Consider the following 21155-nt stretch of genomic DNA (forward strand, 5'->3'; position numbering starts at 1 on the left):
AAGCGGGGTGTCAGTCGACATTTATTTACCTGACACACCGCCTTCGCGAGCAAGCCCGCTCCCACATTTGTCCGCGTGATGTTCAGGACAGCTTCACATTCATGGTGATCCGCGCCCGGCACCTGGACCAATTGACGCGCAAGGCCAGCGAGTTCGCCCGCGAACGGTTGGGATAACAGGTTCAACTGTAGGAGCGAGCTTGCTCGCGAAAAACCTGAGCACGCCGCGGGGTGTCAGGCTTCCAGCGTTATCGTTAACGATCATCGCGAGCAAGCTCGCTCCTACAGGGGGCCGCGTGATGCTCAGGGCAGCTTCACATTCATGGTGATCCGTGCCGTGAACACCTTCTTGCCTTCCACATCGTGAATGTCCACCAGCACGATCTTGTCGCCTTCGCTGGTCCAGTCCACTGCCTCGCCGTCAGCCACCGCCGTCACATCGCTTTTGGCCTTGGCCAGGTATTCGACCGTCATGCCCTTGGGAATCCAGCGCGCACCCGCCGGGATTGACACGTCGGTCATCATCCCGGCCGCCAGTTCGGCCGCATTGCACATCGCGATCGCGTGCACGGTGCCCAGGTGGTTGGTGATTTCCTTGGCGAATGGCACCTGCACGATGGCCGAACCTTTGCGCAAATCGGCAACAAGCGGGTTGATGGTGCTGAAGTACGGCGCCACCTGGCAGGCCATCTGGCTGAAGGCTTGCGGGCCGGCACTGTTGAACAGGCTGAGGAACTGACTCATGGGGTTGAAGCCTCACTGCGGGGTTGGTTAACAGAATGATGTTCCGTTACAGAATAATGTTCTGTGACGGAACAGTATTCTGTCGACGGGAAATCTGTCAACCTAGCGCCAGCCTCAACCGTTGATTTTTTTGGACCGCATCCCGCATGGAAACCGCCGATTTACTCGAACGCTGCTACCCCGGCCGCCGCGCCGAACTCAAGCGCGACATCTTCAGAAAGGCCCTCCACCTGTTCAACGAGCAGGGCATCGAGGCCACCACCATCGAGATGATCCGGGCCGAATGCGATACCAGCGTGGGCGCGATCTACCACCACTTCGGCAATAAAGAAGGCCTGGTGGCGGCGCTGTTTTTCACCGCGCTGGACGATCAAGCCAAGCTGCGAGATAGCTACCTGGCCGACGCCCAAACCACCCAGGCGGGTGTGCACGCGTTGGTGCACAGCTACGTCGACTGGGTCGATAGCCAACCGGAATGGGCGCGTTTCCAGTATCACGCGCGATTTGCCGTCACCAAGGGACCGTTCAAGGACGAACTGGTCGCGCGCAACAAGGCGCGCAACAAGCTGCTGTTCGAGTGGCTGGGGGCTTCGGCGCGGGTCGACGTTTTGCGCGGTTATCCGCCGGAGTTACTGCCGTCGCTGATCATCGGCCAAGCCGAGAGCTACTGCCGCGCCTGGTTGTCGGGCCGGGCCAAAGGCAGTCCGAAGGCGTACCGCGATCTGTTGGCGGACTCGGCGTGGCGTTCGATTGCCACCGAGGGTCACTGACGCCCCCCTGTAGGAGCGAGCTTGCTCGCGAAAAACTCGAGCACGCCGCGGGGCATCAGACTCCCAGCGTTATCGTTAACGACCATCGCGAGCAGGCTCGCTCCCACAGAGGATTTGCGGTGGGATTTTGAATGCACAAAGCCCGGCCAAATGCCGGGCTTTTTCATGTCGGTTTTTCGCGCAGTTAAAAAAGAGCCTCAAAGCTCTTTGATGGGGAGAAGTGGAGCCATTGAGGCTCAAGATGCGCATGAAGCAGGCGGTGAGCTTGATAGGGGTTCAGTGCACTCACCACCTACGCAACGGCTTGGACAAGCAAGCGGCTGCGCAACTCCATCGTAGGAAGATGGGAGTTGCGCCTCAAGTACCGCTAGTCGAATCCCCCCACAACTGTCAGCTTCGGCGATTGCGCTCCCCCGGCCAACCGGCCTGATTCAGGGCCTTGAGCAGGGTTTCAGCATCCAGCCCCGGCACCGCGTGGCCGTTACCTTCGGTCGTTTCGGCGGCGAGCAGGGCGTTGATGATGGCTTCTTCAACGGCTTCGGTAGCCGCCAGGAACAATTCGCTGATGTGATCGTTGTTGACCATGCTCAGGTTGTCGCAGGTCGGCGCTTTTTTGCTCTCGTACGCCGCCGGCGGTACGTGCTGATTGCCGGTGGCGAACGCGATGAAAATGTCGCCGCTGTGGTCTTCATTGCCGCCGCCGGTGCGGGCCAGGCCGAGGCTGGCGCGCTGGGCCAGGCGCGTGCATTGGTGCGGCAGCAACGGTGCATCGGTGGCCAGGCAGACGACGATCGAGCCCATGCCCGGATGCGGCAGCGATGCCTTGAGAAACGGTGAGTCGACCTGCTCCATGTAGCGCCCGACCGGGTAGCCATCGACGCGCAGCTCACTGCGGATACCATGGTTGGCCTGCACGATCGCGCCCACCGTCCAGCCGCCCTGGGCACTGCTCAAACGTCGCGAAGCGGTGCCGATACCGCCCTTGAACTCATGGCAAATCATACCGCTGCCACCGCCGACATTGCCTTCGGCTACCGGTCCGCCCACTGCCGTGCGCAGTGCTTCGGCCACATGCTCGACCTTGACGTGAAAGCCGTTGATGTCGTTGAGCAAGCCATCGAAAGTCTCCAGCACCACCGGCATGTTCCAGTAAAGCCGCCCGTCGTCCGGTTGCTGCTCACGGTCGAGCACGATCAAGGCATCGCGCACCACGCCCAGGCTGTGGGTGTTGGTGAAGGCGATCGGGCTGGTCAACAATCCAGCCTCGCGAATCCACTCCAGGCCCGTGGCGTCACCATTGCCGTTGAGCACATGGACACCAGCGAAGCACGGCTGCTGGCTGGTGGAACCGGCACGGGGTTCGATCACGGTGACGCCGGTGACGATGTCGCGACCCTTGACGCTACGACCTCGGACATTGCTGTGGCCGACGCGCACGCCGGGTACATCGGTGATGGCGTTGAGGGGGCCGGGTTGCAGTTGGCCGAACTGGATGTTGAGGTCGCGGGCACGTGGTTTCATCGGTTTTCTCATCTTCAAATTCATGGAGGAAAAAAGTGGACGCAGACCCTGTGGGAGCGGGCTTGCTCGCGAAGGCGGCGTGTCAGTCGACATCTTCTTTGCCTGATGCACCGCCTTCGCGAGCAAGCCCGCTCCCACAAGGGGAATGCGGTGGGCCTACTGGCCGTTCTTGACCTTGCTCCAGATCCGCGTACGCACCCGTTCGGTCGCCGGCGGCAAGGGCTGCAGGGTGAACAAGGTCGCCAGGGCCTCGGCCGACGGGTAAACCGCAGGATTGGTCCGTGTCGCCTCGGCCAACAAGGCTTTCGCGTTGCGGTTGCCGTTGGGGTAGTTGAGGTGATTGCTGACCGGGGCGATGACCTCGGCGCGCATCAGGTAGTCGATGAAGGCCAGGCCCTGTTCGGGGTGCGGGGCGTCCTTGAGCAATACCAGCGTGTCGAACCACACCGGCGCGCCTTCCTTGGGCAGGCTGTAAGCGATCTTCACGCCATTGCCGGCCTGCTCGGCGGTGGCCTTGGCTTCGAGCATCGCGCCGGACCAACCGACGGCGACGCAAATGTTGCCGTTGGACAGGTCACTGATGAACTTCGACGAATTGAAGTAAGCGATATGCGGGCGCAACTTCAGCAGCAGCGCTTCGGCCTTCCTGTAGTCCTCAGGGTTGGTGCTGTTCGGCGGCAGGCCCAGGTAATGCAGGGCGACTGGCAGCATTTCCGATGGCGAGTCGAGCATCGCCACGCCGCATTCGCCGAGCTTGGCCAGGTTCTCTTCCTTGAACACCAGGTCCCAGGAATCCACCGGCGCCTTGTCGCCCAGCGCAGCGCGCACTTTGTCGACGTTATAGCCGATGCCGTTGGTGCCCCACAGGTACGGCACGGCGTACTGGTTGCCCGGATCGTTGTTGGCCAGTTTCGCCAGCAGATCGCTGTCCATGTTCTGGAAATCCGGCATCTGCGCGTGGGGCAAAGGGGCGAGGGCGCCCGCCTTGATCAGGGTCGGCAAACTGAAGTTGCTGGCCACCACCACGTCGTAGCCGCTGCGGCTGGTCAGCAGTTTGCCTTCGAGGACTTCGGCGCTGTCGAAGGTGTCGTAGACCGGCTGGATACCGGTGTCGCGCTTGAAGTCATGCAGGGTGGTCGGGCCGATGTAGTCATACCAGTTGTACACGTGCACGGTCGGGCTTTCGGCCGCCACCGCAGTCAGCGACACCGCCAGGCAGGCGCCAAGCCCCAGATTGAAATACGAGCGGTGACCACTCATGATGCGGCACTCCTGGCCTGCTGCAGGCCGGTGATAATCAGGAGTTTGCAGCGTATCGACCGGGGTGGTCGTTACCCATTCCCATCATGGGTTACTCGAAAGGGGTAGTGCGTGGACGCATTGTTGAAAGAGTTGCCGCTGCACCAGGGACTGGCGCGAATGTTTGCCGCCGTGGGCCAGGAGGGATTCTGGCGCGCGCTGGTCGACACCCTGCGCCTGCTGGTGCCGCTGGATAACGCGCTGGTGGCAGTCATGCAGGCCGGTCGAGTACCCAGGTTGCTGATCGATTTCGACTCCCGCGACAGTGCCCACGAGCATGAGGAACTGGCCGACTACAGCGCCGGCATGTACTTGCTCGACCCGTTTTACCTGGCCGTCTGCGCCGGCATCGCCGATGGCTTGCACAGCCTCGATTCCGTGGCACCCGACCAGTTCCAGCAGAGCGAGTACTACCTGAGCTACTTCCGCACGGTGGTGGGTGGCGACGAATTGCAGTTCATGCTCAACCTCGACGGCGCCGTCCTCGGTCTGTCCCTGGGCCGCTCGACCCGCTTCACTCTGGAAGAACAAGGCCGCTTGCTCTGCATGCGCGACTGGGTGCTGGCGGCGATGCGCCGGCACCTGCAGTTACTCCCGCCGCAAGGCCCGGCCGGCGAAGCGGTAGCCGGGGACCTGGCGAGCTTGCTCGACCGCTTCGATGCGCGCCTGACGGTGCGCGAAATCGAAACCGCGCGCCTGATTCTCCAGGGTTTCTCCAGCAAGGCCATCGCCCAGCAGATGGGCATTTCCCCGGAAACGGTGAAGGTGCACCGGCGCAATCTCTATCACAAGCTCAATGTGAACGGGCACGGTGAGTTGTTTGCGTTGGTGCTTAATCCGCCAGGGTAAACACCAACGCCTTCAAGCCGCACTCGACATTGGCGTCGGGAAACTCTGGCGGGTTGTCCAGGCGTTGCTCGAACCGCAGGCTCGGCGCTTCACGGGTCACACCGTCGATGAGGAAATCCGCACCAAAGGCGGGGTCGTTCATACAGGCTAGCACCGAGCCCTCGGGGCTGAGCAGTTCCGGCAGGCGACGCAGTACCCGCTGGTAGTCCTTGGTCAGCAGGAAGCTGCCTTTCTGGAACGACGGCGGGTCGATGATCACCAGGTCGTATGGGCCCTTGCCGATGACCTTGCCCCAGGACTTGAACAGGTCGTGGCCGAGAAAGGTCACCTTGCCCAGGTCATGCCCGTTGAGCCGGTGATTGTCGCGGCCTCGGCTCAGGGCCGGGCTCGACATGTCCAGGTTGACCACATGGGTCGCGCCGCCCTCGATGGCCGCCACCGAAAAACCGCAGGTGTAGGCGAACAGGTTCAGCACCCGTTTGCCTTGGGCGTTGGCCCGCACCCAGTCGCGGCCGTAGCGCATGTCGAGGAATAGCCCGGTGTTCTGTTTGCGCCCCAGGTCCACTCGATATTTCAGCCCGCCCTCGGTGATGGTCATTTCCTCGATGACGTCCCCGAGTAGCCATTCGGTGGTGCTTTGCAGCAGGTAGCGATGTTGCAGCAGCAGGGTGTGGGCGCCGGATTGCGTCCATGCCGCTGACTGCGTGAGCTCCAGCAACAGCGCTTTCAACGCCTCCAGCTGCGCCGTTTCCGGCTCCTTGAACAGCGCCACCAGCACCACGCCCTGCAACCAGTCCACGGTCACCTGCTCCAGCCCCGGCCAGCAGCGGCCACGCCCGTGGAACAGACGTCGGGTTTCGGCGGGGGCGGCTGCCAGGGCGGTCAGCAAATGTTCGCGGAGGGTGGCGAGGGCTTCAGGGTTCATCGGTCTGGGTCGGCAATCTTTGGGGGGCGGCATTTAACCATAGTTACACCCAAAACACTGGGCAGTCAGTTATCACGATTAATTTAACTTTACGTGAGGATTTGGCGAACTTGCGGCTTCCATAATCGGCTCCAACGAACAACAACCGGGAGCCGGACATGTCGCAGCCAACTGCTTCACCCAAGGCCAGCCATCCACGCTGGCTGCGGCTCACCCACTGGCTCAACGCCCTGGCGGTGCTGGTGATGGTCACCAGCGGCTGGCGCATCTACAACGCCTCGCCGCTCTACGACTTCAGCTTTCCCACGTCGATCACCCTTGGCGGCTGGCTCGGCGGCGCCCTGCAGTGGCACTTCGCGGCGATGTGGTTCCTGGGCGTCAACGGTCTCATCTACCTGGCCTGCAACCTGTTCAGCGGGCGCCTGCGACGACGCTTTTTTCCGGTCTCGCCCAAAGGCGTACTGCATGACCTGTGGGCCGCGCTGCGCGGCAAGCTGGGGCATGCGGACCTGAGTCACTACAACCAGGTGCAGCGTGTGGCGTACCTGTTCGTGATGGTCGATATCACGCTGCTGGTGCTCTCCGGGCTGGTGCTGTGGAAGTCGGTGCAGTTCCCGCTGTTGCGTGAATTGCTGTGGGGCTACGAAGGCGCGCGGCGGGTGCATTTTTTCGCCATGGCGCTGTTGGTGGCCTTCGTTGCGGTGCATCTGCTGATGGTCGCGCTGGTGCCAAAAACACTGCTGGCCATGCTTGTCGGTCGCAAGGAGCACGTATGAAAAAGCGCAGTCAAGACGCCGGGCTGGACGAGTCATCCATTCTCATCGACGCCCGGAAAATCCTCGCCCCGCAGATCGAAGACCGCTCACGCCGCTCGTTCCTGCTGCGTGGCCTGACCCTCGGCGGTGTGGCCATGTTGTCCGGTTGCAACCTCACCGACAACGACAGCGTCGAGACCGCGTTGTCGTCCATGTCGCGCTTCAACGACCGGGTGCAAGGCTGGCTGTTCAACCCCAATGCCATGGCCCCGACCTATCCGGCGTCGATGATCACCCGGCCATTTCCCTTCAATGCCTTCTATGGCATCGACGAGGCGCCGACGGTGGACGAGGAAAGTTATCGACTGGAAGTCACCGGCCTGGTCGCGGACAAGCGCAGTTGGCGCCTCGAAGAACTGCGCGCCATGGCACAGACCGAGCAGATCACCCGGCACATCTGCGTCGAAGGCTGGAGCGCGATCGGCCGTTGGGGTGGCGTGCGCTTCAGTGATTTCCTGAAAAGGGTCGGCGCCGACACTGACGCCAAATACGTCGGCTTCAAGTGCGCCGACGACTACTACACCAGCATCGACATGGCCACCGCACTGCATGCGCAAACCCTGTTGACCCTGACCTACGACGGCGCCGTGCTGCCGCGCGAATACGGCTTCCCGATGAAGCTGCGCATGCCCACCAAGCTCGGCTACAAGAACCCCAAACACATCCAGGCGATCTTCGTCAGCAACACCTACAGCGGCGGCTACTGGGAAGACCAGGGCTACAACTGGTTTGGTGGCAGCTGACGAGAATCCGCCATTCCCCCTCGTCCACACACCCTGCATCAAGGAGTTTCATCATGAAAAAGTTGACCACCGTTGTTCTGTCCATGTGCCTGGCCGTCGGTGTTGCCAGTGTTTTTGCTGCTGACACCATGAGCAATGATTCGATGTCCAAGGACGCCATGTCGAAAGATGCGATGAAGAAGGACACGACGTCCAAGGATGCCATGAGCAAGGACGCCATGAAAAAAGACGCGATGTCCAAGAATGCCATGAGCAAGGACGCCATGAAGAAAGATGCCATGTCCAAGGACGCGATGAAAAAGGACGCCATGTCCCAGTAACTCCAATCCTGTCCTGGGGGGGGGCACGCGGCTTGCCCCCCATGACGATTGATAGCACAAAGCCTCGCAACCACCGATTTCGTCGACCGCCTGTATCAAAAATGAATTTCCGCGGATACCGTTGCTCATACCTGTAGGTAGCGGATTTAGAGCCCGCGAAAACTTTAGTACGATCAGGGAGCAGCAGTCATGGGTCGAGTATCGACGGCGGGCGAACACCTTCCTGGCGGGTTGATTCTGGTGGTTGAAGACGACCCGCTGATCCTGGAATTTCTCTGTGAAATTCTTCAGGACGAAGGTTATGTAGTGCAGCCGCAATCCAGCGCGGATGCGGCGTCGGTGTACCTGCAGGGGCACGCTTCGGAAGTCGGGTTGTTGCTGACCGACATCACCATGCCGGGCACGCTCAACGGTGCCGATCTGGCCAACCTGTTCGGTGATCGCTGGCCGGACAAACCGATCATGATCATGTCCGGATTTGAAACCCCGGAAAGTTCAGGGGTTCGGCATGAAGTGTCGTTCATCAAGAAACCCTGGGCGCTCGGGCAATTGCTCGATTGCGTAGACGGCGCCCTGAAATCCCGCCGTACCTTGTGATCCTGTACATTGCAGTATCCGCTGATCCTTGAGAGGAAGGACCCTTTGCCTGCTTCCGACACAATTTTCGATGTTCCGTACCGCGCCTTCCTGTTCGACATGGATGGCACCATCCTCACCTCGATAGCCGCAGCCGAGCGAGTCTGGGCCAGGTGGGCCGTTCGCCACGGCGTCGATGTAGAGACCTTCCTGCCCACCATCCACGGTGCCCGCGCCATCGACACCATCAATCGCCTGGGCTTGCCTGGCGTCGATGCCGAGGCCGAAGCGGCGTGGATCACCCTTGCTGAAATCGAGGATGTCGACGGCGTTGAAGAGGTGGCTGGCGCGGCGGGTTTTCTCCAGTCGTTGCCGGCTCATCAATGGGCCATCGTCACCTCGGCACCGAGGGCGCTGGCGTTGCGGCGGATGGCCGCCGCGGGTATTCCCGAACCGGCTGTGATGGTCACTGCCGAAGATGTCAGCGCCGGCAAGCCCGACCCGGCGGGTTATCGATTGGCTGCGCAACGGCTGGGTGTCGAGATCAGGGATTGCCTGGTGTTCGAGGATGCGACGGTAGGCATCCTGGCGGCCGAGGCGGCGGGGGCGGATGTGTTGATCGTCACGTCGACGCATGAGCAGCCGATTGTGACGGCGCATGCGACGTTGGGGAGTTATGACACGGTTGTTGCCCGCTTGGATGTGGACAGTTTCATCAGGCTGCAGAAAATCTGAATGTGGGAGCGGGCTTGCTCGCGAAAGCGGTGTATCAGTCGACATTTCTGTTGTATGACACGCCGCCTTCGCGAGCAAGCCCGCTCCCACAGTGGGGTTGTGTATGGCTCAATAAATTTTGGGGATCAATCGCCAACTCCGGGCGCAATAAGCTTCGTATTCATCGCCAAACTGTGTCCGTAGCAGCGCCTCTTCCGAATGTATCCGCGCAACCAACGGGATCACCGTCAACGCCGCCAGCAACAACCCCACCCCCGAGCGAAACGCCAGCGCCCAACCTACGGCAATCACCAGCATCCCCAGGTAACTGGGGTTACGCAGGCTGCGATAGATTCCATCGGTCACCAGGCGATGGCCCGGCTGGATCGCCACCAGTCCACTGAAGCGTTTGCCCAGCACGAACACCGGCCACAGCCGCAGGGCGCCGCCGATGATGAACAGCAACGCGCCCAGCCAACGCACGCCCTCACCACCAAAGGTCCAGAAGTCGATCCGGTCGGTGTACGCGGGCAAGAAGCCACTCAACAGTCCGATCACCCCGAACGCCGGCAGCACCCAGCGATTGGCCCGGTCCTCGCGTTCGCCGGAACTCAGGTTGACCTCGGTAAACAGCGAAGCGATGACCATGGCCAGGGTTGCCAGCGCCACCACCACCAAGGCGGCATGGGAGAAAAATGCGGCAAAGCCGCCCAACCCCCAAATCGCCAGCCAGAGGTAGGCGAGGGTGGAGACGATGGCGAAAAACGCCAGTTTGGCCGAGATTTTCATGATGTCTCCACAGGTGAACACACCCCGTCATTGTACCTCTGACCGTGCATTGCGCCTGATCACTTGGGGCGGCTGGCCGAACGCTCGAAGGAAGGCTTCGCGCATGCGCCGAGGATCAAGAAAACCGGTTTCCAGGGCGATCTGGTCCAGCGTCAGGCGCCCGCGTTCGAGCAGCTGCCGTGCCGCTTCCAGGCGCAGGTTCTCGATGGCTTTGGCCGGCGACTGACCGGTTTCGGCGCGGAACGCACGGCTGAACTGGCGCGGGCTCAGCCGCGCCTCTTGCGCCAGTTGTTCCACCGATAACGTCTGGGCCAGGTGTTCCCTGGCGTAGGTGAGGACAGTCTGGATACGGTCGGATTTCGGTGCCAGTTCCAGCAGCGCCGAGTGTTGCGACTGGCCGCCGGCACGGCGGTGGTACATCACCAGTTTCTGCGCCACGGCACGCGCGAGTTCGCCGCCGTGATCCTTTTCCACCATGGCCAGCGCCAGGTCGATACCGGCGGTCATGCCGGCGGAGGTCCAGATCGAGCCGTCGATCACGTAGATGCGGTCGGGTTCAACCTTGATCGATGGAAAGCGTTCCTGCAGTTGTCGCGCATAGGCCCAGTGCGTGGTGGCCCGGCGGCCCTCGAGCAGTCCGGCCTGGGCCATGACAAAGGCGCCGGAGCAAATCGACGCGGTGCGGCGCGCGGTCCTGGCGCTGGCCCGCACGTAGTCGAGCACGCCCTCGGGCGCCTGTTCGAGGATGGTGTCGCCGCCCACCACGATCACCGTGTCGAACAGCCGTTCACCGAACGCTTCGGTGCCGACGTTCAGGCCACCGGAAGCGCGCAAGGTGCGCCCGTCTTCGGACAGTACACGCACGTCATACAGGGCTTCGCCGGCGCTGAAGTTGGCGTACTCGAACACCGGCATGGCGGCCAGCGCCATGGACTGGAAACCCTCGAAAACCACGAACGCCACGCTGATCATCGCCAGGTCCTCAAAACGCTGATGGCAGAAAAACGTAGGTTAAACGTCATTTGAGACGAGCGCGAGACCATTTATAACTGCGCTCACCGGGCGATTGTCTCGCCTCATTGTGAAGGAAATTGCACATGGCTCTCTCTTCCAAAGGTACCGCGCTGATCACTGGCGCTTCTTCCGGCATTGGCGCGGTGTATGCCGGCCGTCTCGCCCGGCAGGGTTACGACCTGATCCTGGTCGCTCGCAGCCAGGCAAAACTCAACGCCTTGGCCACTCGCCTGAGCGACCAGACGGGCCGCACCGTGGAGGTGGTCGCCGCGGATCTGAAAGACAAGGCTGACTTGTCGCGGGTCGAACAGATCCTGCGCAGCGACGCGAGCATCACCCTGTTGGTCAACAACGCCGGGGTCGGCGCGGTCATGCCGTTGCTCGGCAGCCCGGTGGATGACATGGAAGACATGATCAACCTCAACATCACCGCGCTGACACGCCTGGCTTATGCGGTGGTGCCGGGCTTCGTCGCGCGCGGTGCCGGCACCGTGATCAACATTTCCTCGATCGTCGCCATCGCCCCGGAAATCCTCAACGGCGTGTACGGCGGGACCAAGGCGTTTGTCCTCGGCCTGAGCCAATCGATGCACCGGGAACTGGCCGATAAGGGCATTCGCATCCAGGCCGTGCTACCGGGCGCGACCGCCACCGACTTCTGGAGCGAGGCCGGCAACCCGGTAGAGAACCTGCCACAGGAGATCGTGATGTCCGCTGAAGACATGGTCGATGCGGCGCTGGTGGGGCTGGAGAGGGGGGAAGTGGTGACTATTCCAGGCTTGCATGATGGTGAGCAGTGGGATCGTTATGAAGCCCAGCGCCAAGTGCTGTCCGGGTTGTTTGGCAACTCTACGTCGGCACCGCGTTATCGTTGATTGAAAGATCGCAGCCTCGCTTCGCGAGACATCTCCTACAGGCGAAGCGAGGCTGCGATCTTTAAATCTCGGTTATTGGCCTTCCTGGACAAGAATGGCGCGAGCCAGTTCTTCGTCGCTGGCGCTGTTGAGGTCGGGATGTTCCTGGCGCACCCGCTGCATGACCTGCTCCAGGTAAACACCGCGAATCGCGCCACCACTGGCCACGAAGCTGGAGGCGTCATCCCGGGCGGGAATCATCAGTTTGTCATCCTTGAACGTCGAATACAGCGAGGCGGAAACCCCCGCCGAGGTGGCGACATCTTTCGCGTCGACATCGGCCAACGCTGAACCGACGGGTAAGCACAGCAAAAGGGAAGAAATGATAATCAGACGGCGCATGACGTAGTCCTCTGAAGGGGTGATGCAAAAAGGAAGTACCTCACCTTTAGGATGCACGACTGTCGCCAGGAGTTCCCTTGTCGATGCTTGAACCGGCGATTCAGCGGGAAAACCGGTTGCGATAATCCCTCGGCGAAACCCCCAGGTTGCGCTGGAAGGTCAGGCGCATGCGCTCCTCGTCACCGAAGCCACACAACCGGGAAATTTGATCGATGTTGCGCCCGGAATCTTCCAGCAGACGTCGGGCGGCTTCCACGCGCAGCACTTCCACGGCCTTGGCCGGGGTGCGGCCGGTCTTGAGTTTGTACACGCGGGCAAAGTTGCGCGGGCTCATCTGCACCTGTTGGGCGAGTGTCTCGACGGTGAGGTTGGCACCGGACAGGTTCTGCGTGATCCACAGGTGCAGGTCATCGAAGGCCGCGCCTTCGCTGGTTTGCGCTTGCAGCAACTGGCTGTACTGCGCCTGGCCACCGGGGCGCTTGAGGAACACCACCATTTCCCGAGCCGTGAGCAGCGCCAGTTCCCGTCCGCAATCTTCTTCGACCAACGCCAGTGCCAGGTCGATGCCGGCGCTGACCCCGGCGGAAGTCCAGACCGAACCCTGCTGGACAAAGATCGCATCGTGGTCGACTTCGATGGACGGATGGCGCTCCTTGAGCATGCCGCACATTGCCCAATGGGTGGCGGCGCGCCGACCTTCGAGCAATCCGGCCTCGGCGAGCAGGAAGGTGCCGCTGCACACCGAAGCGGTGCGCCTTGCTTTGTTCGATGCCTGTTTGAGCCAGTCGACCAGGCTCAGGGAATTGTTCATCGCCAGGATAATGGCCGGGGCACCGGGAACGATCAGTGTGTCGATCGATTGGTCGTCGAAGGCGCTCAATGGCAGAGTGTCGACGGCCAGGCCCTCGGCAGTCTGGATCAGGCCCCCGGTCAGGCTGGCGGTCTGCAGCTTGTAACCTGGCAGGTTGCTGCTGTTGAGGTAGCGCGAGGCCGCCCAGAACACGGTTTGCGCGCCGGTCAAATCCAGCAGGCCCATTTCGGGGTAGGCGAGGAATACGATCAAGCGCGGTTGGTCAGACGGAGACTGGGAGGTGACGGAAGTGCTGGCGATATCGTTCATGGGCTTGTGCATTGACTCGTTGGAATAATGATAATTCGCAAACGGTATAAGCGTTATCGCAGCTGGTCGGCTGTCCGCAATTCAGGGTTTTATGTCATTAGTCGGGGGAAACTTCAAGTTCACCCACTCGTGAAAATCCGGAACAATTGCATTGTCATTACCTGTCTGTTTTCGCACAAAAAGCCAGCGTACCCTTGACGATTCGTTATTGAATCGAGCACACACAGACATGGTTCCTTCCCTTGGCAGCATCGCTTCACGCTTGCGCCTCAAACAACTGCGCCTGTTGATCGCGCTGGATGACCGCGGCTCCCTGCACAAGGCCGCCGAGCAGATTTCGATTTCCCAGTCCGGCGCCACCAAGGCCCTGCAGGAGGTTGAGTCGCTGCTCGGCATGCCGCTGTTCGAACGCCAGCCCAAGGGCCTGGTGGCCAATGAGATGGGGCGATGCATGATTCGTTATGCGCGGCTGATCTACAGCGACGTGGAGCACCTGCGCGAGGAAATGGTCAGCATCATGCGCGGCCAGGGCGGGCGTTTGTCGGTGGGGGTGATCATGGGCGCGGTGCCGTTGCTGACCCGGGCATTGACCGAGTTGCGCCTCAAGCAACCGGAGTTGTCGGTGGAACTGGTGGAAAACACCAGCGCCACCTTGCTTGGGCTGCTGGATCAGGGGCGCCTGGACCTGGCCATCTGTCGAACCAGCGTCGGCCAGCGTTCGGACGCCTATGACTGCATCGAACTGAGCGAAGAGCCCTTGGCCGTGGTTGCCAGCAAGGATCATCCGCTGGCCAGCGCCGAGTCGTTGCAGCTGGCCCAATTGAGCGATTATCGCTGGGTGGTCTACCCCAAGGACATGCCGATGCGCCAGGCCCTGGAGCGGGAACTGAACGAGGCAGGGCTGGAGATCCCGCGTTATCCGCTGGAAACCTCGTCGACCTTCGGCACCATTCTGCTGGTGCAACAGGACCCAACGTTGCTGGCGGTGATCCCGGGGGAAGTGGCGGAGTTCTGCGAAAAATTCGATTTGCTGGTGAAGCTGCCGGTGTCCTTGCGTGCGCTGATCGAGCCTTACGGCGTGATCAGCCGGGCCGGCGCCGTTCTGTCCCCGGCGGCGACGCTGCTGATCAACGAGCTGCAGCGGGACCCATGTCCTGAACGGAACCTGTAGGAGCTGGCTTGCCAGCGAAAGCGGATTGTCAGCCAGCACTTGTGTCGACTGGCACGCCCTCTTCGCTGGCAAGCCAGCTCCTACAGGTTTTCGTTTTGCCTGTCAGGTCGGGGCAGGGGTTATTTGATGGGCGAAAACTGCGCCGGCATCAGCAGCTTCGATTCCATTTTTTCCAGCATCGGGAAGGCGATCGGCACGAAGCCTTCGAGCCAGTCCGGGTCCTGGTACAGCGCGGCGCGTTTGTTGATTCGCTCGTCCAGGCTCTCGTAGGCCCAGATGTGGATCACCTGGTTGAGCTCGCCGATTTCCGTGTACCACCAGCCCACCAGCGTCGCGTAGCGGGATATCACCGGCAGGCCGTTTTCCTCGAAGTGCTTGAGGTAGGTTTGCATCGTGCCGATCTTCAGGGTGTAGGTGCGCATCTCGTAGAACATGGGGTTTGTCTCTCAGGAGTGAATGCCATGGAAGGCGTTGCCGATGATTCGCTCGACGTCGGCAGCAGTGGTCAGGCGCGGGTTGACCAGCACATTGGCGCTGCGCATCGAGTCGCTGACCATTTGCGCCATGTACTCCAGGTCCACGCCCAGGTCCTTGATGTTGTCGGGAATGCTGATGGCCTTGTTCAGCGCCATCACGTGCTCCACCACCTTGTGCCCGGCACCGGCAGGGCTCAGGCCGCTGACGTCTTCGCCCATGGCGATGGCGATATCGCGGAACAGCTCCGGGCAGGCCGGCAGGTTGTACTCGATGACATAGGGCAACAGCGTGGCGTTGGCGATGCCGTGGGGGATGTTGAACACGCCGCCGAAGGTGTGGGAAATCGCATGCACGTTGCCCAGTTTCGATTGGGCGAACGCGACCCCGGCGAGGAACGAAGCGAGCAGCATCTGCTCCCGGGCGTGCAGGTCTACGCCAGCGAAAAACGCCTTGGGCAGGTGCGTGCAAATCATCTTGATCGCCTGCAGGGCCAAGGCCTGGCTGATCGGGTTGGCCTGCTTCGAGACGTAGGATTCGATGGCGTGGGTCAGGGCGTCCATGCCGGTGGCGGCGGTGATCGACGGCGGCAGCTTGAGGGTCAGTTCGGCATCAAGAATCGCCAGTTTGGGGAACAGTGCCGGGCTGATGATCACCGTCTTGAACAGGGTCTTGGTGTTGGTGAACACCGTGGACGCCGTGCACTCACTGCCGGTGCCCGAGGTGGTGGGGATGGCAAAGATCGGCAACGGCGGGTGCAGCAGTTTGTCGTAGCCCTCGTAGTCGAGGATGTTGCCAGGGTTGGTGGCCATGGCCGCGACACCCTTTGCAGTGTCGATGCTGCTGCCGCCGCCGACGCCGATCACCGAGTCGCAATCGTGCTGCTTCAGGAAAGCGACGGCGCGTTCCAGCACATCCGTGGTGGGGTTGGGTTCGACGCCGGCAAACACTTCGTAGCCAATGTCACTTTCGGCCAGCGAGGCAAAAAAACTGTCCATGACCCCCGAGGCCATCAGCCCTTGGTCGGTGACCACCAGCAGCTTGTTGCGAACATGGGGCTTGAGCAAAGCGCCGGCCTGACGCACCAGGCCGTTGCCGCTTTTAAGGGTCGTGGGGAAATGGAACTGGAACGGGTTCATGGGGCTCTCCGGTTTCTTGTTGGTCCCGCAACAGTAATGAGCGCTGCTGGCTGTCGATAATGAAAAGGCCTGATACACCGATCACGCTTTGTCATCCCCCGAGTGACGGTTGCGCGGTGGTAACGTGGGCGCTTTGAACAGTCAGGAGCATGGACATGGATTTGGGTATTTCGGGGCGCTGGGCCATTGTCTGCGCCGCCAGCAAGGGCTTGGGCCTGGCCTGTGCGCGGGCCTTGGCGAAGGAGGGCGTCAACCTGGTGATCAACGCCCGTGGCAACGACACCTTGCAGCTGGCCGCCGATGAATTGCGCGGCCTGGCGCCGAACATCGAAGTGCGCACCGTGGCCGGGGACATCAGTGAATCTGCGGTGCGCGAACAGGTGCTGGCGGCGTGTCCGCAGGTGGACATCCTGGTCAACAACGCCGGCGGACCGCCACCGGGCGACTTTCGCGACTGGCAGCGCGAAGACTGGCTCAAGGCGCTGGACGCCAACATGCTCACGCCCATCGAACTGATCAAGGCCTGTGTCGATGGCATGGCCGAGCGCGGTTTCGGGCGTATCGTCAACATCACCTCCGGCGCGGTGAAGGCGCCGATCGATGTACTCGGGCTGTCCAATGGCGCCCGCAGCGGCCTGACCGGGTTCATCGCCGGGCTGGCGCGTCAGGCGCGACTGGCGGGCAACAACGTCACGGTCAACAACCTGCTACCGGGGCCGTTCGAGACCGAACGCTTGCACAAGACCCTGAATGCCGCCGCCGAGGCCAATGGCAGCAGCGTCGAAAGCATTGCCGAACAGCGGCGCAAAAACGTCCCGGCCCAGCGCTTCGGCCAGCCCGATGAGTTCGGGGCTTATTGCGCGTTCATTTGCGGCGCGCAATCGGGATTCCTGACCGGGCAAAACCTGTTGCTGGACGGCGGCAGTTACCCCGGTACGTTCTGATCGGCGGGGGATGACCGTGGGTGATCCCCCAATCAGATCCCATCATTATTCAGCACTCCGGGGCGTGATTAGAGTGGGGCCGCTTGCCTGATTCCGTCTGTCAAAACGCCGTACCTGTGGGAGCGGGCTTGCTCGCGAAGAGGGAGTATCAGTCGAAGTTGATGTGTCTGACACACCGCATTCGCGAGCAAGCCCGCTCCCACAGGTTCCGCGTCCTGACTGACAGGCATCGGGCAGCTCGTCTCCACAACAATAAGAGCGCCCCACATGAACAATCCGAGTGCCGAAAGCCTGGCGTTGCCAGCCGCGTCCGCAACCGAACGCGCCACCAACGTGCGTTGGCGGATATTCCTCATCATGCTGTTGCTGACCGCGATCAACTACATAGACCGCGCCTCGCTGTCGGTGGCCTTGCCGCTGATTTCCAGCGAGTTCCAGATCCCGCCGGCCCTCGAAGGCCTGATGCTCAGCGCGTTTTTCTGGTCCTACGCCTTGATGCAGATTCCCGGCGGCATGCTGCTGGACCGCTTCCACACCCGCCGCGTCATCGTCGTCGCGACCGTCGCCTGGGGCGCGTTCCAGGCGCTGGCCGCCGGGGCGCACAACTGGATCACCCTGCTGATCACGCGCATGGGCCTGGGCGTCGCTGAGTCGCCGATCATGCCCGCCGGCGCCAAGCTCAACGGCGCCTGGCTGACCCCCAATGAACGCGGACGCGGCGCGGTGCTGGTCGATGGCGGTGCGCCGCTGGGCAGTGCCTTCGGTGCGATCATCATTGCCGGGCTGATCGGCTGGTTCGACTCCTGGCGCATCGCCTTCGTGATCGCCGGGGTCGGCACCATGCTCGCTGGCGTGCTGGCCTGGAAATACATTCGCAACCACCCCAGCGAGCATCCAGGTGTCAATGCCGCTGAACTCGCGCACATCACCGCAGGCAACGCCACGCTCAGCCAGCCCGGCGCCGTCACCAGCATCCCGTTCAAGGAACTGCTCAAGGACCGTTCGGTGCTCGCGATGTTCGCCGGTTACTGCTGCATCCTCAGTGTGTTCTACGGCCTGCTGACCTGGATGCCGAGCTATCTGCACCAGACCCACGGCCTGAACATTGCCGGCATGGGCGGGGCGACCTTCCTGATTTTCATGTGCGGTTTCGTCGGCGAACTGGTCGGGGGCTACCTGGGGGACAAATGGAAATCCAGCGGCGCCTCGCCCAACCTGGTGATGCGCAGCATGTTCAGTGGTTCGGCGCTGGTCGCGGCGCTGTGCATGCTGGCCACGGCCTATACCGCCCAGGCGAGCCAGGCGATCGGCCTGCTGTGCGTGGCGATGTTTTTCATTCGCTGGTGCGGCATGTACTGGTGCATTCCGTCGATCCTCGGCGGCACCTCGAAAACCGGTGTACTGGCCGGCACCATGAATTTCTGCGGGAACATGGCCGGGGTGATCGTGCCGATCCTGATCGGCCTGATCGTGCAGTTCACCGGCTCGTATTTCCTGGTGCTGATCTTCTTCGTGGTCATGGCCATGCTGCTGGCGATATTCTCCAGCCTGATCGATTACCGGGAGCGAGGGCTGGTTTGATATGGGAAAACGACGGGCTGGACGCGTGCACATGACCCTTGCTCTCGGTGGCCAAGCGCGTTTCGGCCCTGTTCGGCATCGAATCGCCGGGCCTGACCAGTTGCCTGGCACTGGCCGAACGGGTGGTGGACCACCTGTAGGAGCGAGCTTGCTCGCGAAGAACCCGAGAGCGCTGCTGGGTGTCAGGAACTCAGCGTCATCGTTGACGACCATCGCGAGCAAGCTCGCTCCTACAGGGGAGGGGTGACCGATGATCAGCGGCTGCGCCACAGCCCGCGGATAGCGCTATTCTTGGAAGATGTGCTCTTCGCCATCGGAGAAGTCTGATGATCAACGTACGCACTGCCCGCATGCTTGCCGATTACAAGCAATGGGCCAACCAGCGCCTGTTCGAGAACCTGGCGTTGCTGCCGCCGGGGGAAGTCGAAAAAGAACGTGCCGGGGTCTTCAAGAACATCATCGGCACGCTCAATCACATCTACGTGGTGGACCGAATCTGGCAGGCTCACCTCGAAGGCCGAGGGCACGGCTTCAAGACCTCCCATGACCTGGTGCACCCTGAACTGGCGGTGCTGCGCCTGGCGCAACAGGACGCAGATCGCTGGTACTGCAACTGGAGCACGAGGCAGACCGATGCTTCGCTGGACAAACCCGTCAGGTTCACTTTCGTTTCTGGCGAAAGCGGCACCATGAGTGCCGGCGCGATGCTGATGCACGTGGTCAACCACGCCAGCTATCACCGGGGCTGGGTGATCCAGATGTACTTCGAGATCCCGGCCATGCCGCCGATGACGGACCTGCCGGTCTACCTGCGCGAGACTGACCCGCACTTCAACTCGCTCAATGCCCCGGCAGTGGCGCCGACATGTGCTCCACTATTCGCGAGCGCAACCAACGTTCTGCCGGATCGTTATCGTTGACGCCGTTCCAGACCATGGACAGTTCGGACAGGTTGATCTCAAACGGCGGGTCGTCGGCGCGCAGCTGATTGCTGCCATCGATCAGCGCACAGGCGGCGTAATCGGGCACCGAGGCCAGCATGTCGGTGCCTGCCAGCAAGGCGCGCAGGCCCGAGAACTGCGGCACCGCCAACACCACCCGGCGCGAGCGGCCGATGCGCGCCAGGTCATTGTCGATGGCGCCGCTCAAGTCCCCGGAAAACGACACCAGCGCGTGGGGACGCTCGCAGAATTCATCCAGGGTGAGGGGCCCGGGCCGGTCATCGCCGCGCAGCACCTTGACACTCAGATCCCGCAGCTTCTTGCGCTTGGCGTTGGCCGGCAACTCCGTGGTGTAGCTGATGCCGACGGAAATCTCGCCGCTGCCGAGCATCGACGACATCAACAGGTAATTGACCCGGCGCACCACCACCACGACGTTCTGCGCTTCCTCGCGAATCTGCTTGAGCAGCGGCGGAAACAGGCCGAACTCGGCATCGTCGGACAGGCCGATGCGAAACACATCGCGGCTGATCGACGGATCGAAATCCTTGGCCCGGCTGACTGCCCCGGAAATGGTGTCCATCGCCGGCTGCAGCTCCTTGAGGATCACCAGGGCCCGCGGGGTCGGCTCCAACACCCGCCCGTTGCGCACCAGCAACGGATCGTCGAACAGATCCCGCAACCGCGCCAGCGCCGCACTGACGGCGGGCTGGCCGAGGAACAGCTTCTCCCCGGCGCGGGTCAGGTTCTTCTCGAACATCAGGGTTTCGAAAATCACCAACAGGTTCATGTCCACGCGGCGCAGGTCGTTGCGGTTCATGGTGGGGGCTCGCTGGGTTTGGAGTCTTTTCAGTAAAGCACCAAACCCTCAGGAAAGACGCGCAACCTGTGGGAGCGGGCTTGCTCGCGAAGAGGGAGTGTCAGTCGACATTTATGTGTCTGACACACCGCCTTCGCGAGCAAGCCCGCTCCCACAGGAGTCGGCGCGGCACAGACTCAAGGTGGATCGAGCTGGTCCAATGCCCGGTTCACCGCCAGTTCACCCGATCGCTGTGTTTTCAGCGACCGGCAAACGATAGAGCCCGGCCCCGAGGCGCACAAGCCGGCGGATTCTGGCGTACGCGTAGGCAACGACGCAAGGTGTTGTAGCTTTCATCAAGTGACGCTGACAGCCGTTAAACACGCGCGTTAAACAGATGCCGCCATCGCCAGCAGGCTGGCTCCCACAGTTGATCGATGTCATGCAAAGCATTGGTGTGCACCGCAGATTCAATGTGGGAGCTAGCCTGCTCGCGATGAGGCCGGCACATTCAACATTTACTTCGGCTGACAGGCCGCCTTCGCGAGCAAGACCGCTTGTATGTTTAGACTTGTAGGGGTGGTGGGACTAAAAGCCAGCATCTGACTCTAGCCAGTACAGACCGTGGGAGACTTCGCCCCACCCCTTCACC

Annotated in this window: 23 protein-coding genes and 1 pseudogene; 12 read left to right on the forward strand and 12 right to left on the reverse strand. The window is 61.8% G+C overall.

Annotated elements, in window-relative coordinates:
- Nucleotides 1-156 precede the first annotated feature (156 nt).
- Together SOP85_RS27675 and SOP85_RS27680 are read right to left on the reverse strand one after the other, a co-directional pair.
- A pseudogene (locus SOP85_RS27675) lies at nucleotides 157-264 on the reverse strand (outer membrane lipoprotein carrier protein LolA); the annotation flags it as partial.
- A gap of 38 nt (nucleotides 265-302) precedes the next feature.
- Nucleotides 303-743 carry a hotdog fold domain-containing protein gene (locus SOP85_RS27680; RefSeq protein WP_323628922.1) on the reverse strand — a complete coding sequence of 147 codons (441 nt, stop codon included), beginning with the start codon at nucleotides 741-743 and terminating at the stop codon, nucleotides 303-305.
- Between the two features lie 146 nt (nucleotides 744-889).
- Between SOP85_RS27680 and SOP85_RS27685 the strand changes: the two genes are divergently transcribed.
- Complete coding sequence (locus SOP85_RS27685) at nucleotides 890-1513, forward strand: TetR/AcrR family transcriptional regulator (RefSeq protein WP_323628923.1); 624 nt, start codon at nucleotides 890-892, stop codon at nucleotides 1511-1513.
- A 390-nt stretch (nucleotides 1514-1903) separates the two neighbouring features.
- On the opposite strand, the gene SOP85_RS27690 is transcribed toward SOP85_RS27685, so the two are convergent.
- Both SOP85_RS27690 and SOP85_RS27695 read right to left on the reverse strand, forming a co-directional pair.
- Nucleotides 1904-3034 carry a DmpA family aminopeptidase gene (locus tag SOP85_RS27690; protein ID WP_323628924.1) on the reverse strand — a complete coding sequence of 377 codons (1131 nt, stop codon included), beginning with the start codon at nucleotides 3032-3034 and terminating at the stop codon, nucleotides 1904-1906.
- A 156-nt stretch (nucleotides 3035-3190) separates the two neighbouring features.
- Complete coding sequence (locus SOP85_RS27695) at nucleotides 3191-4294, reverse strand: polyamine ABC transporter substrate-binding protein (protein WP_323628925.1); 1104 nt, start codon at nucleotides 4292-4294, stop codon at nucleotides 3191-3193.
- Between the two features lie 111 nt (nucleotides 4295-4405).
- Between SOP85_RS27695 and SOP85_RS27700 the strand changes: the two genes are divergently transcribed.
- Entirely contained in the window at nucleotides 4406-5182 is a 777-nt protein-coding gene (locus SOP85_RS27700; protein WP_323628926.1) for a helix-turn-helix transcriptional regulator, read from the forward strand.
- On the opposite strand, the gene SOP85_RS27705 is transcribed toward SOP85_RS27700, so the two are convergent.
- The gene (locus SOP85_RS27705; protein ID WP_323628927.1) at nucleotides 5166-6107 is read right to left on the reverse strand and encodes a class I SAM-dependent methyltransferase; all 942 of its coding nucleotides are present in this window, start codon (nucleotides 6105-6107) and stop codon (nucleotides 5166-5168) included. The genes SOP85_RS27700 and SOP85_RS27705 overlap by 17 nt on opposite strands.
- 158 nt (nucleotides 6108-6265) lie before the next feature.
- On the opposite strand from SOP85_RS27705, the gene SOP85_RS27710 reads away from it, so the two are divergent.
- From SOP85_RS27710 to SOP85_RS27730, 5 genes are all read left to right on the forward strand, one after another.
- Nucleotides 6266-6883 (forward strand): cytochrome b/b6 domain-containing protein, encoded by a 618-nt coding sequence (locus tag SOP85_RS27710; RefSeq protein ID WP_323628928.1) that lies wholly within the window; start codon nucleotides 6266-6268, stop codon nucleotides 6881-6883.
- A complete protein-coding gene (locus tag SOP85_RS27715) occupies nucleotides 6880-7665 on the forward strand; it encodes a molybdopterin-dependent oxidoreductase (RefSeq protein WP_323628930.1) in 786 nt (261 codons plus the stop codon). The genes SOP85_RS27710 and SOP85_RS27715 overlap by 4 nt, the downstream gene beginning before the upstream one ends.
- A 53-nt stretch (nucleotides 7666-7718) precedes the next feature.
- A complete protein-coding gene (locus SOP85_RS27720; protein ID WP_323628931.1) occupies nucleotides 7719-7985 on the forward strand; it encodes a pentapeptide MXKDX repeat protein in 267 nt (88 codons plus the stop codon).
- 189 nt (nucleotides 7986-8174) lie between these two features.
- Nucleotides 8175-8582, forward strand: coding sequence for a response regulator (locus SOP85_RS27725; protein WP_274077909.1), 408 nt, complete (start codon nucleotides 8175-8177; stop codon nucleotides 8580-8582).
- 99 nt (nucleotides 8583-8681) lie between these two features.
- Nucleotides 8682-9296 carry an HAD-IA family hydrolase gene (locus SOP85_RS27730; RefSeq protein ID WP_442967950.1) on the forward strand — a complete coding sequence of 205 codons (615 nt, stop codon included), beginning with the start codon at nucleotides 8682-8684 and terminating at the stop codon, nucleotides 9294-9296.
- A 108-nt stretch (nucleotides 9297-9404) separates the two neighbouring features.
- Here SOP85_RS27730 and SOP85_RS27735 read toward each other — a convergent pair whose 3' ends face one another.
- Both SOP85_RS27735 and SOP85_RS27740 read right to left on the reverse strand, forming a co-directional pair.
- Nucleotides 9405-10064 carry a methyltransferase family protein gene (locus tag SOP85_RS27735; protein WP_323628934.1) on the reverse strand — a complete coding sequence of 220 codons (660 nt, stop codon included), beginning with the start codon at nucleotides 10062-10064 and terminating at the stop codon, nucleotides 9405-9407.
- 27 nt (nucleotides 10065-10091) lie between these two features.
- On the reverse strand, nucleotides 10092-11036 hold the full coding sequence (locus tag SOP85_RS27740; RefSeq protein ID WP_323608020.1) for a GlxA family transcriptional regulator: 945 nt from the start codon (nucleotides 11034-11036) through the stop codon (nucleotides 10092-10094).
- A gap of 125 nt (nucleotides 11037-11161) precedes the next feature.
- On the opposite strand from SOP85_RS27740, the gene SOP85_RS27745 reads away from it, so the two are divergent.
- Nucleotides 11162-11953, forward strand: coding sequence for an SDR family NAD(P)-dependent oxidoreductase (locus SOP85_RS27745; protein ID WP_274077905.1), 792 nt, complete (start codon nucleotides 11162-11164; stop codon nucleotides 11951-11953).
- 72 nt (nucleotides 11954-12025) lie between these two features.
- Here SOP85_RS27745 and SOP85_RS27750 read toward each other — a convergent pair whose 3' ends face one another.
- Nucleotides 12026-12334 (reverse strand): DUF2388 domain-containing protein, encoded by a 309-nt coding sequence (locus SOP85_RS27750; protein ID WP_323628935.1) that lies wholly within the window; start codon nucleotides 12332-12334, stop codon nucleotides 12026-12028.
- 100 nt (nucleotides 12335-12434) lie between these two features.
- Nucleotides 12435-13454, reverse strand: coding sequence for a GlxA family transcriptional regulator (locus SOP85_RS27755; RefSeq protein ID WP_323628936.1), 1020 nt, complete (start codon nucleotides 13452-13454; stop codon nucleotides 12435-12437).
- A gap of 229 nt (nucleotides 13455-13683) precedes the next feature.
- Between SOP85_RS27755 and SOP85_RS27760 the strand changes: the two genes are divergently transcribed.
- Entirely contained in the window at nucleotides 13684-14625 is a 942-nt protein-coding gene (locus SOP85_RS27760; RefSeq protein WP_323628937.1) for a LysR family transcriptional regulator, read from the forward strand.
- A 119-nt stretch (nucleotides 14626-14744) separates the two neighbouring features.
- Here the strand turns inward: SOP85_RS27760 and SOP85_RS27765 are convergent, their stop codons facing one another.
- Together SOP85_RS27765 and SOP85_RS27770 are read right to left on the reverse strand one after the other, a co-directional pair.
- Complete coding sequence (locus tag SOP85_RS27765) at nucleotides 14745-15059, reverse strand: NIPSNAP family protein (RefSeq protein ID WP_274077463.1); 315 nt, start codon at nucleotides 15057-15059, stop codon at nucleotides 14745-14747.
- A gap of 12 nt (nucleotides 15060-15071) precedes the next feature.
- On the reverse strand, nucleotides 15072-16238 hold the full coding sequence (locus tag SOP85_RS27770; protein ID WP_323628938.1) for an iron-containing alcohol dehydrogenase: 1167 nt from the start codon (nucleotides 16236-16238) through the stop codon (nucleotides 15072-15074).
- Between the two features lie 155 nt (nucleotides 16239-16393).
- On the opposite strand from SOP85_RS27770, the gene SOP85_RS27775 reads away from it, so the two are divergent.
- From SOP85_RS27775 to SOP85_RS27790, 3 genes are all read left to right on the forward strand, one after another.
- Nucleotides 16394-17182 (forward strand): SDR family oxidoreductase, encoded by a 789-nt coding sequence (locus tag SOP85_RS27775; protein WP_323628939.1) that lies wholly within the window; start codon nucleotides 16394-16396, stop codon nucleotides 17180-17182.
- Between the two features lie 267 nt (nucleotides 17183-17449).
- Nucleotides 17450-18763, forward strand: coding sequence for an MFS transporter (locus SOP85_RS27780; protein ID WP_323628940.1), 1314 nt, complete (start codon nucleotides 17450-17452; stop codon nucleotides 18761-18763).
- 326 nt (nucleotides 18764-19089) lie between these two features.
- Nucleotides 19090-19683 (forward strand): DinB family protein, encoded by a 594-nt coding sequence (locus tag SOP85_RS27790; RefSeq protein WP_274077459.1) that lies wholly within the window; start codon nucleotides 19090-19092, stop codon nucleotides 19681-19683.
- Here the strand turns inward: SOP85_RS27790 and SOP85_RS27795 are convergent.
- Nucleotides 19604-20524 carry a LysR substrate-binding domain-containing protein gene (locus SOP85_RS27795; RefSeq protein ID WP_323608025.1) on the reverse strand — a complete coding sequence of 307 codons (921 nt, stop codon included), beginning with the start codon at nucleotides 20522-20524 and terminating at the stop codon, nucleotides 19604-19606. The genes SOP85_RS27790 and SOP85_RS27795 overlap by 80 nt on opposite strands.
- Between the last annotated feature and the right edge of the window lie 631 nt (nucleotides 20525-21155).

It is taken from the genome of Pseudomonas sp. YuFO20 (assembly GCF_035064975.1).
GTDB classification, from domain to species: Bacteria; Pseudomonadota; Gammaproteobacteria; order Pseudomonadales; family Pseudomonadaceae; genus Aquipseudomonas; species Aquipseudomonas putida_AE.

Excerpts from the sequence above, each read along its gene's own strand:
- SOP85_RS27680 (WP_323628922.1), bottom strand. The coding sequence starts at position 743 with ATGAGTCAGTTCCTCAGCCTGTTCAACAGTGCCGGCCCGCAAGCCTTC.
- SOP85_RS27760 (WP_323628937.1), top strand. The coding sequence starts at position 13,684 with ATGGTTCCTTCCCTTGGCAGCATCGCTTCACGCTTGCGCCTCAAACAA.
- SOP85_RS27740 (WP_323608020.1), bottom strand. The coding sequence starts at position 11,036 with ATGATCAGCGTGGCGTTCGTGGTTTTCGAGGGTTTCCAGTCCATGGCG.
- SOP85_RS27770 (WP_323628938.1), bottom strand. The coding sequence starts at position 16,238 with ATGAACCCGTTCCAGTTCCATTTCCCCACGACCCTTAAAAGCGGCAAC.
- SOP85_RS27725 (WP_274077909.1), top strand. The coding sequence starts at position 8,175 with ATGGGTCGAGTATCGACGGCGGGCGAACACCTTCCTGGCGGGTTGATT.
- SOP85_RS27715 (WP_323628930.1), top strand. The coding sequence starts at position 6,880 with ATGAAAAAGCGCAGTCAAGACGCCGGGCTGGACGAGTCATCCATTCTC.
- SOP85_RS27730 (WP_442967950.1), top strand. The coding sequence starts at position 8,682 with ATGGATGGCACCATCCTCACCTCGATAGCCGCAGCCGAGCGAGTCTGG.
- SOP85_RS27710 (WP_323628928.1), top strand. The coding sequence starts at position 6,266 with ATGTCGCAGCCAACTGCTTCACCCAAGGCCAGCCATCCACGCTGGCTG.
- SOP85_RS27720 (WP_323628931.1), top strand. The coding sequence starts at position 7,719 with ATGAAAAAGTTGACCACCGTTGTTCTGTCCATGTGCCTGGCCGTCGGT.
- SOP85_RS27745 (WP_274077905.1), top strand. The coding sequence starts at position 11,162 with ATGGCTCTCTCTTCCAAAGGTACCGCGCTGATCACTGGCGCTTCTTCC.
- SOP85_RS27755 (WP_323628936.1), bottom strand. The coding sequence starts at position 13,454 with ATGAACGATATCGCCAGCACTTCCGTCACCTCCCAGTCTCCGTCTGAC.
- SOP85_RS27685 (WP_323628923.1), top strand. The coding sequence starts at position 890 with ATGGAAACCGCCGATTTACTCGAACGCTGCTACCCCGGCCGCCGCGCC.
- SOP85_RS27780 (WP_323628940.1), top strand. The coding sequence starts at position 17,450 with ATGAACAATCCGAGTGCCGAAAGCCTGGCGTTGCCAGCCGCGTCCGCA.
- SOP85_RS27705 (WP_323628927.1), bottom strand. The coding sequence starts at position 6,107 with ATGAACCCTGAAGCCCTCGCCACCCTCCGCGAACATTTGCTGACCGCC.
- SOP85_RS27735 (WP_323628934.1), bottom strand. The coding sequence starts at position 10,064 with ATGAAAATCTCGGCCAAACTGGCGTTTTTCGCCATCGTCTCCACCCTC.
- SOP85_RS27790 (WP_274077459.1), top strand. The coding sequence starts at position 19,090 with ATGATCAACGTACGCACTGCCCGCATGCTTGCCGATTACAAGCAATGG.
- SOP85_RS27795 (WP_323608025.1), bottom strand. The coding sequence starts at position 20,524 with ATGAACCGCAACGACCTGCGCCGCGTGGACATGAACCTGTTGGTGATT.
- SOP85_RS27765 (WP_274077463.1), bottom strand. The coding sequence starts at position 15,059 with ATGTTCTACGAGATGCGCACCTACACCCTGAAGATCGGCACGATGCAA.
- SOP85_RS27690 (WP_323628924.1), bottom strand. The coding sequence starts at position 3,034 with ATGAAACCACGTGCCCGCGACCTCAACATCCAGTTCGGCCAACTGCAA.
- SOP85_RS27695 (WP_323628925.1), bottom strand. The coding sequence starts at position 4,294 with ATGAGTGGTCACCGCTCGTATTTCAATCTGGGGCTTGGCGCCTGCCTG.
- SOP85_RS27775 (WP_323628939.1), top strand. The coding sequence starts at position 16,394 with ATGGATTTGGGTATTTCGGGGCGCTGGGCCATTGTCTGCGCCGCCAGC.
- SOP85_RS27750 (WP_323628935.1), bottom strand. The coding sequence starts at position 12,334 with ATGCGCCGTCTGATTATCATTTCTTCCCTTTTGCTGTGCTTACCCGTC.